General features: G+C 70.3%; 11 protein-coding genes and 3 tRNA genes. 8 read left to right on the forward strand and 6 right to left on the reverse strand.

The genetic code is table 11. The features are described 5' to 3' along the window. The 5 genes from PROKR_RS09940 to purM form a co-directional block, all read left to right on the forward strand. The coding region (locus PROKR_RS09940) for a sterol carrier family protein (RefSeq protein WP_036962656.1) at positions 1-372 on the forward strand (372 nt) is incomplete at its 5' end. Positions 373-730: 358 nt separating this feature from the next. Next, entirely contained in the window at positions 731-5,281 is a 4,551-nt protein-coding gene (locus PROKR_RS09945) for an ExeM/NucH family extracellular endonuclease (RefSeq protein WP_036962658.1), read from the forward strand. A 121-nt stretch (positions 5,282-5,402) separates the two neighbouring features. After that, on the forward strand, positions 5,403-5,702 hold the full coding sequence (locus PROKR_RS09950) for a hypothetical protein (protein WP_142032275.1): 300 nt from the start codon (positions 5,403-5,405) through the stop codon (positions 5,700-5,702). Between the two features lie 58 nt (positions 5,703-5,760). Then, entirely contained in the window at positions 5,761-7,308 is a 1,548-nt protein-coding gene (gene purF / locus PROKR_RS09955) for an amidophosphoribosyltransferase (protein ID WP_036962662.1), read from the forward strand. A gap of 37 nt (positions 7,309-7,345) precedes the next feature. Beyond that, complete coding sequence (purM, locus tag PROKR_RS09960; RefSeq protein ID WP_036962663.1) at positions 7,346-8,455, forward strand: phosphoribosylformylglycinamidine cyclo-ligase; 1,110 nt, start codon at positions 7,346-7,348, stop codon at positions 8,453-8,455. A 60-nt stretch (positions 8,456-8,515) separates the two neighbouring features. Here the strand turns inward: purM and PROKR_RS09965 are convergent, their stop codons facing one another. Beyond that, positions 8,516-8,728: a DUF3073 domain-containing protein gene (locus PROKR_RS09965; protein ID WP_020015758.1), complete on the reverse strand. Its 213-nt coding sequence runs from the start codon at positions 8,726-8,728 to the stop codon at positions 8,516-8,518. Positions 8,729-9,321: 593 nt separating this feature from the next. Between PROKR_RS09965 and PROKR_RS31520 the strand changes: the two genes are divergently transcribed. Next, complete coding sequence (locus PROKR_RS31520) at positions 9,322-9,531, forward strand: BldC family transcriptional regulator (protein WP_026365760.1); 210 nt, start codon at positions 9,322-9,324, stop codon at positions 9,529-9,531. Positions 9,532-9,595: 64 nt separating this feature from the next. Here PROKR_RS31520 and PROKR_RS09975 read toward each other — a convergent pair whose 3' ends face one another. Both PROKR_RS09975 and PROKR_RS09980 read right to left on the reverse strand, forming a co-directional pair. Next, a complete protein-coding gene (locus tag PROKR_RS09975; RefSeq protein ID WP_036962667.1) occupies positions 9,596-9,919 on the reverse strand; it encodes a DUF3618 domain-containing protein in 324 nt (107 codons plus the stop codon). Further along, a complete protein-coding gene (locus tag PROKR_RS09980; RefSeq protein WP_036962669.1) occupies positions 9,916-10,368 on the reverse strand; it encodes a phage holin family protein in 453 nt (150 codons plus the stop codon). Before PROKR_RS09980 ends, PROKR_RS09975 begins: the two co-directional genes overlap by 4 nt. Before the next feature lie 548 nt (positions 10,369-10,916). On the opposite strand from PROKR_RS09980, the gene PROKR_RS09985 reads away from it, so the two are divergent. Next, complete coding sequence (locus PROKR_RS09985) at positions 10,917-11,192, forward strand: hypothetical protein (RefSeq protein ID WP_036962671.1); 276 nt, start codon at positions 10,917-10,919, stop codon at positions 11,190-11,192. 644 nt (positions 11,193-11,836) lie between these two features. Here the strand turns inward: PROKR_RS09985 and PROKR_RS09990 are convergent. The 3 genes from PROKR_RS09990 to PROKR_RS10000 form a co-directional block, all read right to left on the reverse strand. After that, positions 11,837-11,909: transfer RNA gene (locus tag PROKR_RS09990), tRNA-Phe, on the reverse strand. 51 nt (positions 11,910-11,960) lie between these two features. Next, positions 11,961-12,034, reverse strand: a tRNA-Asp gene (locus tag PROKR_RS09995). 144 nt (positions 12,035-12,178) lie between these two features. After that, positions 12,179-12,251: transfer RNA gene (locus tag PROKR_RS10000), tRNA-Glu, on the reverse strand. A gap of 99 nt (positions 12,252-12,350) precedes the next feature. Between PROKR_RS10000 and PROKR_RS10005 the strand changes: the two genes are divergently transcribed. Continuing rightward, positions 12,351-12,695, forward strand: coding sequence for a metallopeptidase family protein (locus tag PROKR_RS10005; protein ID WP_169736377.1), 345 nt, complete (start codon positions 12,351-12,353; stop codon positions 12,693-12,695). Positions 12,696-12,758: the final 63 nt, after the last annotated feature.

Here is a 12,758-nt window from a genome sequence, read left to right on the forward strand (position 1 = left end):
GTCGGCGTCTGGGCCCGGGGCGAGGCGGAGCGGAAGGACGTGACGACGGCGGTGCGGTTCACGCTGGAGGAGCTGGCCGAGGTCGCGCCCGGGAACTCCGTGGAGGTGCGCGTGCCGCCTGCGGGCGCGGTGCAGGCCGTGGCCGGGCCCCGGCACACGCGGGGCACCCCGCCGAACGTCGTCGAGACCGACCCGGAGACCTGGCTCGGCCTGGCCACGGGCACCCTCAACTGGGCGGACGTCGTTGCGGACGGGCGGGTGCGCGCTTCGGGCGACCGTTCCGACATCTCGCACCTGCTGCCGCTGACCGCCGGACGCCGGGCGGCGTCCGCGTCGGGCGCCGAGCCGGAGCCTCCGGCCGCCGGCGGGTGAACCCTGCGCCGTCGGCGTGTACCGCATCGTGGATGTCGGTGGCACCCGCTAGCCTCGGCGTCGATCTCGTGGCTCGGCCGCGGGCGGGTTCACCCGGTGCCGGGACCGCAGTTTTCCCGGCGGGCGTCCTTCCGTAACCGTCGGTTCACGAGGCAGTGATTGGTTGGTGCCGCTCGTGCCGGACCGCCTGCGCAACTGACGCGCGACCGGCCGCGGCGATGCCGCCGAGCACGTCGTCCAGCAGCAGTGCACTCCACCCCGGCCTCGGTCGGCTATTGCAGAAGGAGTCAGCGTGAGACCCAGCACGCTCCGGTCCCCGAGTCAGCACCCCCGACCCCGTGGAACGACCGCGGTCGCAGTGGCCCTGTCCGCGGCGCTCACCGTGCCCGCCACGGCGGCTGTCGCCGCTCCCGCGGCCGCCGAGGACGGCCCGGACTCCGGGCACGTCGTCATCAGCGAGGCATACCTCGTCGGCGGCAGCTCCGGTCAGCCGTACCGCAACAAGTTCGTTGAGCTCCACAACCCGACGGACCAGCCCGTCAGCGTCGACGGCTGGTCGGTCCAGTACAAGTCCGCGACGGGTGCGTCGTTCTCCGGGATCACCGCCCTGAGCGGCACCATCGCCGCCGGCGGCCACTACCTGGTCCAGGGCGGGTCGAACGCGGCCAACGGCGAGGCGCTCCCCACGCCCGACGCCGTCGGCAACCTCAACCCGAGCGGTGCGGCGGGCGTGATCGCGCTCGCGTCGCAGGCCACCGCCGTCACGCCCGCCAAGGGCGCCGTGCCGGCCGAGGGCGCTGCGGGCGTCGTCGACCTGCTCGGTTACGGCACCGCCGACACGTTCGAGACCGCCCAGGGTCCGGCCGGTCAGGGCACCGGCGTGGTCGGCTCGCTGGAGCGCACCGGTGACGCGGGCGACAACTCGGCGGACTTCGTGTTCAGCACCGAGGTGACCCCCACCAACGGCGAGGGCTCCGAGCCCGAGCCGGAGCCGTCGGAGCCGACCGAGCCCGGCGAGGTCGTCCCGATCGCCGAGATCCAGGGCACCGGTGACACCAGCCCGCTCGTCGGCGACACGGTCACGACGCAGGGCGTCGTGACCGCTGTCTACCCGACGGGTGGCTTCAACGGCCTCTACCTGCAGACCGCGGGCGCCGGCGGCTCCGAGGACCCGACGCCGGGCGCGTCGGACGCCATCTTCGTGTTCTCGGCGGCAGCCGCTGCCGACCTCTCGGCGGGCGACCACGTGGAGGTCACCGGAACGGTCTCGGAGTTCAACGGCCTGACGGAGCTCACGCCGTCCGCGGGTGGCTGGACCGTCCTGGACGAGCCCGCGACCGTCGAGCCGACCGTCACCGCCTGGCCCGCCGACGAGGCCGGCCGCGAGGCGCTCGAGGGCATGCTGCTCGCGCCCGAGGGCGAGTTCACGGTGACGGACAACTACGACACCAACTACTACGGCACGGTCGGGCTGGCAGCCGGCGACAGCCCGCTGGTGCAGCCGACCACGGCAGGGCGGCCCGGGTCGGCCGAGTACGACGCGCAGGTCGCGGACAACGCGGCGCGCGCCGTGCTGCTCGACGACGGCTCGTCCACGAACTACAACTCGACCGCGAACAAGTCGAAGCCGCTGCCCTATCTGACCGGTGGCGCGCCGCTGCGGGTGGGTGCGGCCGTCACGTTCACGCGGCCCGTCGTCCTGGACTACCGGTTCGACGCGTGGGGCTTCCAGCCGACGTCGCACCTCACGCCGGACGTCGCCGACGCCGTCCAGCCGGCCACGTTCGAGAACACTCGCGAGGACGCGCCCGCCGAGGTGGGCGGCGACCTGAAGGTCGCCACGTTCAACGTGCTGAACTACTTCACCACCACGGGCGACGAGCTCACGGGCTGCACCTACTACACGGACCGCGCCGGTGACCCCGTCACCGTCTCGGGCGGCTGCGACGCCCGCGGCGCGGCCGAGGAGGAGGACCTGCAGCGCCAGCAGACCAAGATCGTCGCGGCGATCTCGGCGCTGGACGCCGACGTGGTCGCCCTGCTGGAGATCGAGAACACGGCCTCGCTCGGTGGCGAGCGCGACCAGGCGCTGTCCGACCTGGTCGACGCCCTGAACGCGGCCGAGGGCGCCGGCACGTGGGCCTACGCGGCCTCCCCGGCCGAGGTGCCCGACGCCGAGGACGTCATCCGCAACGCCTTCATCTACCGGACCGCCACCGCGGAGCCGGTCGGCGACTCGACGATCCTGGTGGGCGACGACGCGTTCGGCAACGCACGCCAGCCGCTGGCCCAGACGTTCCAGCCCGCGGGCGGCGCCGCCGGCGCTGGTGACGACGTCGTCGTGATCGCCAACCACTTCAAGTCGAAGGGTTCGGCCGGCCCGTGGCCGGGCGACGCGGACCAGGGCGACGGCCAGGGTGCCTCGAACGAGTCCCGCACGCGCCAGGCGACGTCGCTCGCGGCCTTCGCCGAGGAGCAGGCCGCCGCGGCCGGCACCGACAAGGTGCTGCTGGTCGGCGACTTCAACGCCTACGAGCAGGAGGACCCGATCCAGGTCCTCACCGACGCCGGCTACACGGACCTCGGTCCCACCACCGGCGAGTACACCTACAACTTCGACGGCATGGTCGGCTCGCTCGACCACGTGCTCGCCTCCCCGGCGGCGGCCGAGGCCGTGTCCGGCGCGGACATCTGGAACATCAACGCGTACGAGCCGGTGGCGAACGAGTACAGCCGCTACAACTACAACGCGACGATCCTTTACGACGAGACGCCGTTCCGGTCGTCCGACCACGACCCCGTCCTGGTGGGCCTGGACCTGGGTGACACCACCACCGAGCCCGGCTCGGTGGACCTGGACCTCGTGGCCATCAACGACTTCCACGGCCGCATCGACAACAACACGGTGAACTTCGCGGGCACCGTGGAGGAGCTCCGGGCGCAGAACCCCGAGGGCACGGCGTTCGTCTCGGCGGGCGACAACATCGGCGCCTCGCTGTTCGCGTCCGCGCTGCAGCAGGACCAGCCCACGATCGACGTGCTGAACGCGCTCGGTCTGAAGACCTCGGCCGTGGGCAACCACGAGTTCGACCAGGGCATGTCCGACCTCACCGGCCGCGTCGCCGACGCCGCCGACTGGGACTACCTCGGGGCCAACGTCTACGACGAGGCCACGGGCGAGCCCGCCCTGCCGGAGTACCAGGTGGTCCCGGTGAACGGCGTCGACGTCGGCTTCGTCGGCGTGGTCACCGAGGAGACCCCCACGCTGGTCACGCCCTCGGGCATCGAGGGTCTTGAGTTCGGCGACCCGGTCGAGGCGCTCAACCGCGTCACCGACGAGCTGCTGGACGGCGACGCCGCCAACGGCGAGGCGGACGTGGTGGTCGCCCTCGCGCACGACGGCGCGAGCGCGGGCACGCCCGACGGCGCCACCCTGGAGGAGGAGATCGCCGCCGGCGGTCCGTTCGCCGACCTGGTGCAGCAGACCGACCCGCGCGTCGCGGCCATCTTCACCGGCCACACGCACAAGCAGTACGCGTGGGACGCGCCGGTGCCGGGTGCCGAGGGCGAGACCCGCCCGATCATCCAGACCGGCAACTACGGCGAGTTCCTGGGCCACGTCTCGCTCACCGTCGACACCGAGTCCTTCGACGTGACCGGCTACAAGGTCGAGAACGTCGCGCGCACGGCGACCCCCGCTGCCGAGCTCATCGAGACCTACCCGGCGGTCGCCGAGGTCGACTCGATCGTGGACGCCGCGCTGGCCAAGGCCGAGGAGATCGGCGCCCAGCCGATCGGCGAGGTCACGGCCGACGTCACGACCGCGTTCTCGGGCGGCTCCTACACCGACGGCGTCTACACCGGCGGCAACCGGGACGACCGCGCGTCGGAGTCGGCGCTCGGCAACCTCGTGGCCAACTCGCTGCGGGACTCGCTCGCCGCGGACGAGCGGGGCGGCGCCGACATCGGCATCGTCAACCCGGGCGGCCTGCGGAACGAGCTGTACTTCGGCGAGGACGGGATCATCACCTACGCCGAGGCCAACGCGGTGCTGCCGTTCGTCAACAACCTGTGGACGATCACGCTCACCGGCGCACAGCTCGACACGCTGCTCGAGGAGCAGTGGCAGACGGACGCCAACGGCAACCGGCCCTCGCGCCCGTACCTGGCGCTGGGCCTGTCGGACAACGTGTCGTACACCGTGACCACGGCCGACCCGAACGCGACGCCGGGCGACAACGTCTCGTCGATCACGATCGACGGCCGGCCGGTCGACCCCGCCGCGGAGTACCGCATCGCGACGTTCTCGTTCCTGATCTCGGGCGGGGACAACTTCCGGGCCTTCACCGAGGGCACGGACGGTCGCGACTCGGGCCTGGTGGACCGCGACGCCTGGATCACGTACCTGAAGGACTCGTCGCCGGTCACGCCGAGCTTCGCCCGCACCCGCACGGTCGCCGCGGCCCTGCCCGGCACGGTCGAGGCGGGCGCCTCGACGGACGTCAGCCTCTCGGGTCTGGACCTGACCTCGCTGGGCGCCCCGCAGAACGCCTCGGTGGAGACCTTCCTGGTCCCGTCCGGCGGCGAGCCCGCGGACGGCGTCTCGCTCGGCACCAGCCCGGTGACCAACGGCGCGACGTCGGCCTCCGTCACGGTCCCGGCCGGTACCGCGGCCGGCGCGTACCAGCTCGTGGTGACGGCGACGCCGTCGGGCACCACCGCGCGGCTGCCGATCACCGTCGAGGCCACCACCCCCGAGGAGCCGCAGGCTCCGGCGTGGGTGCCGTGGAAGCTCTACTGGTGGGGTGACCAGGTGTCCTACAAGGGCAAGGTCTACGAGGCGACCCGGCCGACGATCCTCCAGATCCCGGGCTTCAAGAAGCACGGCCCCTGGAAGCTGATCGGCTGACCCCTCCGTCGAGACAGCATCGCGGCAGAAGGAGAACCGCAGCGCACCCGTCCACGGGTGCGCTGCGGTTCTCCTTCTCTGCCGTGCCATCTCGGCGCCGGGCGGCGCGTACCCTGGTCGGGTGAGTGAAACCCAGGCATCGCGCGAGTCCTCCGACGACGTCGAGGTGCGTGACGTCGTCGACCCGGCGACCGTGCGCCGTGCCCCGCGCTACAAGGCGTTCTTCCTGACCGGTGCGCTGGTCGGGATCATCCTCGGCCTCGCGCTGTCGTTCTACCTGGTCAGCACGCCCTCGGGCACGGCGCTGATGAAGCCCGGCGTCTACGTCACCGTGCTCACCGCCTTCGTCACGACGGTGACCACGCTGCTGGCCGGCCTGTTCGCGGTGATCGCGGACCGCCGGAGCCTGCGCGGGCGCTGACACAGAGGTCACAGAACCGGCTGGCAACTTCGTTCCGGCCGCGTGGGATACTCGGACCATGCCTCTGCGCGGAGATGGCCGACTCAACCACGACCTCATGCCCGGCGAGAAGGGCCCCCAGGACGCATGTGGCGTCTTCGGGGTCTGGGCACCCGGCGAGGAGGTCGCCAAGCTCGCGTACTTCGGTCTGTACGCCCTGCAGCACCGCGGACAGGAGTCCGCGGGCATCGCCACCAGCAACGGTGAGCAGATCCTCGTCTACAAGGACATGGGACTCGTCTCCCAGGTCTTCGACGAGACCGCCCTGAACGCCCTGACCGGACACATCGCCGTCGGGCACTGCCGGTACTCCACCACCGGTGGGGTCACCTGGGAGAACGCCCAGCCGACGCTCGGTGCCACGGCGTCCGGCACCGTGGCCCTCGGCCACAACGGCAACCTGACCAACTCGGCCGAGCTCGTCAACCTCGTCGCGGAGCGCTACGGCGCGCAGCGCCGGGGCGAGCTCGCCCGTGGCAACACCACGGACACGGCCCTGATCACCGCGCTCTTCGCGGGCGACGCCGACCACACGCTCGAGGCCACGGCCCTCGAGGTGCTGCCGCGCCTCCGCGGCGCGTTCTCCCTGGTGTTCATGGACGAGAACACGCTGTACGCGGCCCGGGACCCCCAGGGCGTGCGCCCGCTCGTGCTCGGCCGCCTCGACCGCGGCTGGGTGGTCGCCAGCGAGACCCCGGCCCTCGATATCGTCGGCGCCTCCTACGTGCGCGACGTCGAGCCCGGCGAGCTCATCTGCATCGACGCCGACGGCATGCGCTCGGTGCGGTTCGCCGAGCCGGAGCGGGCCGGCTGCGTCTTCGAGTACGTGTACCTCGCCCGGCCCGACAACACGATCAACGGTCGCTCGGTGCACGCCGCGCGCGTCGAGATGGGCCGCACCCTGGCGCGCGAGCACCCCGTCGAGGCCGACCTCGTGATCCCGACGCCGGAGTCCGGCACCCCGGCCGCCGTCGGCTACGCCGCCGAGTCGGGCATCCCGTTCGGCCAGGGCCTGACCAAGAACGCCTACGTGGGCCGCACGTTCATCCAGCCGTCCGACACGCTGCGGCAGCTCGGCATCCGCCTGAAGCTCAACCCGCTGCGCGAGGTCATCAAAGGCAAGCGTCTGGTGGTCGTGGACGACTCGATCGTGCGCGGCAACACCCAGCGCGCGCTGATCCGCATGTTGCGGGAGGCGGGCGCGGCCGAGGTGCACGTGCGCATCTCGTCGCCGCCGGTCAAGTGGCCCTGCTTCTACGGCATCGACTTCGCGTCGCGGGCCGAGCTCATCGCGAACGGCCTGGGGGTCGAGGAGATCGGCCAGTCGCTCGGCGCCGACAGCCTGGGCTACATCAGCACCGAGGGCATGATCGCCGCGACCGAGCAGCCCAGCTCGCAGCTGTGCGCCGCGTGCTTCACGGGCAAGTACCCGATCGAGCTGCCCCCGGACGACCAGCTGGGCAAGCACCTGCTGGAGCAGGCGGAGCTGCCGCTCGGCCAGCCCGAGGACGGCCTCACGAAGCTCACCGTGAGCGCCGGCGGTTCGACCGCGCTCGACCACCCGTGATCCCCACGTACACCACCCGAACGACGCAGGAGCACCAGTGACTTCCGAAGGCCTGACGTACGCCGCCGCAGGCGTGGACACCGAGGCGGGCGACAAGGCCGTCGAGCTCATGAAGGACGCCGTGCGGCGTACGCAGGGCCCCGCCGTGCTCGGCGGCGTGGGCGGCTTCGCCGGCCTCTACGACCTCTCGGCGTTCAAGGGGTACCGTGCCCCGCTGCTCGCCACGTCGACCGACGGCGTCGGCACCAAGGTCGCGATCGCGCAGGCCATGGACAAGCACGACACCATCGGGTTCGACCTGGTGGGCATGGTCGTGGACGACATCGTGGTGATGGGCGCCAAGCCCCTCTTCATGACCGACTACATCGCCACGGGCAAGGTGGTCCCGGAGCGCATCGCGGACATCGTGCGCGGCATCGCGCAGGCCTGCGAGGTCGCGGACACCGCCTTGGTGGGCGGTGAGACGGCCGAGCACCCGGGCCTCCTCGACCCGGACGAGTACGACGTCGCCGGCGCCGCCACGGGCATCGTCGAGGCCGACAAGGTGCTGGGTCCGGACCGGGTGCAGCACGGCGACGTGCTGATCGCGATGGCCTCCAGCGGCCTGCACTCCAACGGGTACTCCCTGGTGCGCGCCGTGATCAAGCAGGCGGGCTGGGCGTTGGACCGGCACGTGGACGACCTCGGGCGGGCGCTCGGCGAGGAGCTGCTGGAGCCCACGCGCGTGTATGCCTCGGACTGCCTGGCGCTGGCCGCGGACGAGGCGGCGCAGGTCCATGCCTTCACCCATGTCACGGGTGGCGGCCTGGCCGCCAACCTGGCGCGCGTGCTCCCCGCGGGCCTCGTGGCCACGGTCGACCGTGCTTCCTGGGACGTACCGGCCGTGTTCCAGCTGGTGCGGAGCCTCGGCGGCGTGCCGCGGCGCGACCTGGAGAACACGCTGAACCTGGGTGTCGGCATGGTCGCCGTGGTCGGTGCAGAGGGCGCTGACGCCGCGCTGGCGCGACTGTCAGCACTCGGCGTGCAGGCATGGACGCTGGGCAGCGTGGAGACCCTGGACGCCTCGACGGCACAGGAGGACCTGGTCGCGGGGACAAAGGGCGTGTCTGGCGGCGCGGTCAGGCTGGTGAACGACTACCGCCCCTGAGGCGGTGGCTGGGCCTGACCGAGGAGCGGACGCGGGGCCGGCGCGAAGGCGCCGGCACCCTCAGCGCTTGTTGTCGTCCTGCTCTGCCCAGTCGGAGTACCTGTTGTCGTACTCCTCGTCCTCCGAGGATTCCCATCGCGACTGCGTCGCAACATCTGTATGGGAGGCTCCGCTGAGCTCCTGCTCGAGGGCGTGATAATTGGTGTCCGGGCTGTAGTACTTCAGCTCGCGAGCAACCTTGGTCTGCTTAGCCTTCTGACGGCCGCGGCCCATGGCTCCGACCCCCCTCAACGTAGGAGCGGGGCGGCACCGTGCATGGACGTGCGGCCCCGTAGCGTTTCGTCTGTCCAGGTTCCAACGTTACATGCTGGTACAGCGTTTCTTCCAGTCCGTGGACGTGATTCGTCCCATCCGCCGCTGTGACATTCCAGTCGTCCGGCTCGACCTGGCGACCCGTTTGTGCCGAGTGTCTGACCATGTCTTGACTTTTACTTGATGTCGAGCGCCTTGGCGCCCTGGTCGGACGGCGTCCGGTGCGCCCTGGCGTGGGCCGGCTGCCCCGAGTCCGTCGGCTGCCGATTCCGTCCTTTGCCGACTCCTGGCGGGCGCGCGATCGGCGGGCGGCACGGCGTCGCGGGTGATCACCAGGCTGTGCAGAGGTGTGGACCAAAAGGTGGTGTCCGTGTGTCGCACGTGTCCGAGACTCGCCCGAAACGGGCGCGCGTGGCGAGTGGCGGAGAAAGTGAGGGAATAAACCCCGTCCCCAAGTCGCCTAAATCCCGTTTGCTGCTAACAATGGTGCAAGAGCGGGTGTCGTCAACCGCCTGGTACGGCCAGGCCGGCACCGTTCCGGAGGAGGTGCGGGGATGTCCATCCACGGAGAATCCGAGGTCCTGCTCACGCCTGCCGAGGTAGCGAGCTTGTTCCGTGTTGACCCCAAGACAGTAACGCGTTGGGCAAAAGCGGGAAAGCTCTCGTCGATCCGGACACTTGGCGGTCACCGCCGCTACAAGGAGTCCGAGGTTCGGGCGCTGCTCGGTGCGGCAGCGGACAGCTCGGGCGACACCGACAACTAGTCGGGCGTCGTTGACGGATTGGTCGGCAGGTAGGACGAAGGCGCGCCGGGTGCTGCCCCCCAGCTCAGCCCCGCGCGCGCCTGAGCACAGCGGTTACGACCACAGCGGTGCCGATGGCCACGAGCCCGATGGCGGCACCGATCACAACCTTGGCGTTGCGGGCCCGGCGCGGATCTGGCGCCGGGCCGTTCTTGTGCCCGAACGAGCCGGTGGCCATCGCCCCGGCGTCGCTCGCGGCCTGCTTGGCCTCCTTGGCGATGCGTGACGCCTGGTAACCCGGGCTGAGCCGGGTGGTCAGCTCGTCGATGGTGGCGGCGAGGTCCGCACGGGTGCGGAGCACCTCGGCCTCGAGCTCGCTGCTGCTGGGCTGCGGTGTCTCGGTGCTCATCGCTGCATCCCTTCCTTGATCGACGTGATGTCGTCCTTGACCCGCTGCACACTCTCGGGCGGGGTGGTGGCCTTCTTCAGGAGCTGGGCGCCGACGAGCGCCAGGACGGCCACCACGAGCACCATGAAGCCGCCGATGGCGAGTGCCGACAACCAGAGGGGCCAGACCGTCCCCAGGCCGTACACGGCCGCCAGGAGCAGCACGCCGACGGCGTAGGCGAAGATCAGGAGCGCCACGACAAGCAGGCCGACGCCGATGCCGGACTTCTTGGCCTTCTCGGCCAGCTCGGCCTTGGCGAGCGCGATCTCGGCCCGGACGAGCCGGGAGGCCTGCTCGGAGACCTGCTCGACCAGCTTGCCCAGGGAGGCCGGCCTGTCGGGTCCCGGAGCGCCCGCGGGAGGGATATCTGCCGGTCCTGTCTGGTCGTCGAACTTCACGTCGTCGATCATCTGCCCTCCCGTGCTGCCGGTTTCGGCCTGCGCCGCTGAAGACAACTCAACAGGCCAAGAGCTCATGGGGCAATTCCTGGCGCGGCGTGGCTTCCAGGAAAAGGCATGAAGAGGATCACGCGGCAATGAGAAATTGGTGGAAGGAATTACCTCGGAGGCGGCTGGGCGTGGAGTTCGCGATGGCTGGGCGGCGGCATCGGAAGTGGCCTCGCCGGAGAGGGTTTCCGGCCGGACCTGCCTGAAGCTGGATACGCGCACGCGACCCGGCCTGGAAAGGCCGACGGGCTGCGCTTCCGAAGAAGTGCGCCAGCCCCGAGCTCATCCCAGGGTGGTCAGAGGTCACCGTGATGACGCCCACGCTCAGGAACCAAGTAGGTGGCGGTGGGCACGACGAGCATCACGCCGCTGGTCACCTATGGCGAGCGTGGGCGCCATCAGGTTCGAGGTCATCATGCTGCCCTGGACCGTGAAGCTCGGCACGGCGTCGGGAGCGAACACAGGTCTCGGGGGCGAGGTTTGGTCTGGCTCCGCAGTGCGACCATTCGGAGATGACCTTGAGCCTCGGTGATGGATGGACCATTGAGCGCGTTCGCACATACTCAGGCGACGTGACGGCCAGGGAACTCCCTCTCGATCGTGACGCGTTCCTGGACGGCGTCCACGGCCTCGTTCGGCTCACGCCCCGGGCGATCGTCACGGTTGGCGGGCTGGTCCTCGTGCGGCATGACCGTGACTGGTACATGGGCGAAGCTGACGACGACGGCACTGTGGTTTGCTGGAGCGCCTACGGAACCGACCTCGGCGAAGCGATCGACGGTCTCTGAACGCCGACAATCACGCAGGGCACGCAGTTGGGTGACACCGCCCTAGTCGCTGCGGACTCACCCCTTCTCCCTCATCCGCCAAGAGCCGGATAGCCGATCCGTCGGCCATGAGTGGCGCGTTTGGCTCCATGCTGCAGCGTGCCTGCGCTCGTGGCCTCGCTCCACGCAACGTGTTGGAACTGGTCGACGTGCCCGAGGGGCGGGAAGGCCGTGCGTCCCGTTCGCTCACCGTCGAACAGGCGGAGGGCGTGCTCACCCTCACGAAGTCGGATCCGATGCACGCGTACATCGTGGTCTCGATCCTGACGGGCCTGCGGACGGAGGAGGTTCGTGCCTTGCGGCGGGATCACGTTGACCTGGACGGGGACCCCGAGGTGATGCCGCCGGTTCCGCCGAGCGTCATGGTGACACGAACTGCGGCCGGTGATTCAGACGGGGGCGACGGCGATGGATCGAATCTTCGCGCCGGAAGAGTTCGCGTCGGGCTGGTACATGGAGCCGCTGTTGGGTGCGAACGAACTTCGCGTGCCGATGCTGGGTGAGTGGCGCCGTTCGCTAACTCATTCACTAACCGGTCATCTCGGCGGATCATCCGGTGAAACGCAGAACCCCCGGAACCGTGTGGTTCCGGGGGTTCTTGGCTGTGGCTCCGACCGGCGTCGATCCGGTGACCTTTCGATTTTCAGTCGAACGCTCTACCAACTGAGCTACAGAGCCCTAGCGCGAACGCCCGGATAGTCGAGACCGACGATCCGGGCGCCTCTCGCGCGACCCTGACGGGACTTGAACCCGCGACCTCCGCCGTGACAGGGCGGCGCGCTAACCAACTGCGCTACAGGGCCATGGTCGCTACCCGCGACCGGGGGGCTCGTTCCGAACCGTGAGTACCCTAACCCACCCTGGGCCAGAACCTGAAATCAGATCCGGACCCTGCTGGGATGACCTGCCTCACAGCGGTCGAAACCTGGCTCGAGCGAGCCCCTTCGTACCCCCAACGGGATTCGAACCCGTGCTACCGCCGTGAAAGGGCGGGGTCCTAGGCCGCTAGACGATGGGGGCCAAGACCGGGCAAGTCTACAGGCGCTCGACCCCCTTCCCGCACGTCGAGGCCGAGACCTGGACGAGTCGCCGGTCGGGGATGATGGGTGCGTGGTGGAGATGACGCGGGAGGACTTCGAGACGGCCGTCAGCGAGGGGCTGGACCTCGTTCCGCCCGACCTCGCGGCGCAGATGGACAACGTGGTGGTGCTCGTCGAGGACGACGCGCCCGCGGACGATCCCGAGCTGCTGGGCCTCTACGAGGGGGTGCCGCTGACGGAGCGCGACCACATGTGGGCCGCGGGCGCTCTGCCCGACCGCATCACGATCTTCCGGAACCCCACCCTCGCGATCTGCGACACGCGCGAGGACGTCGTGGAGGAGGTGGCCGTCACCGTGGTGCACGAGATCGCCCACCACTTCGGGATCGACGACGCGCGGCTGCACGAGCTCGGCTGGGACTGAGCGGCGCCGTCCGGCCGGCAGACGAACGGACCCCGGTCCGCGAAGCGGGGCTTCGCGGACCGG

This window comes from Promicromonospora kroppenstedtii DSM 19349 (assembly GCF_000515355.1).
Taxonomy (GTDB): domain Bacteria; phylum Actinomycetota; class Actinomycetes; order Actinomycetales; family Cellulomonadaceae; genus Promicromonospora; species Promicromonospora kroppenstedtii.

Excerpts from the sequence above, each read along its gene's own strand:
- purF (WP_036962662.1), top strand. The coding sequence starts at position 5,761 with ATGCCTCTGCGCGGAGATGGCCGACTCAACCACGACCTCATGCCCGGC.
- PROKR_RS09965 (WP_020015758.1), bottom strand. The coding sequence starts at position 8,728 with ATGGGCCGCGGCCGTCAGAAGGCTAAGCAGACCAAGGTTGCTCGCGAG.
- PROKR_RS31520 (WP_026365760.1), top strand. The coding sequence starts at position 9,322 with ATGTCCATCCACGGAGAATCCGAGGTCCTGCTCACGCCTGCCGAGGTA.
- PROKR_RS09975 (WP_036962667.1), bottom strand. The coding sequence starts at position 9,919 with ATGAGCACCGAGACACCGCAGCCCAGCAGCAGCGAGCTCGAGGCCGAG.
- PROKR_RS09980 (WP_036962669.1), bottom strand. The coding sequence starts at position 10,368 with ATGATCGACGACGTGAAGTTCGACGACCAGACAGGACCGGCAGATATC.
- PROKR_RS09985 (WP_036962671.1), top strand. The coding sequence starts at position 10,917 with ATGACCTTGAGCCTCGGTGATGGATGGACCATTGAGCGCGTTCGCACA.
- PROKR_RS10005 (WP_169736377.1), top strand. The coding sequence starts at position 12,351 with ATGACGCGGGAGGACTTCGAGACGGCCGTCAGCGAGGGGCTGGACCTC.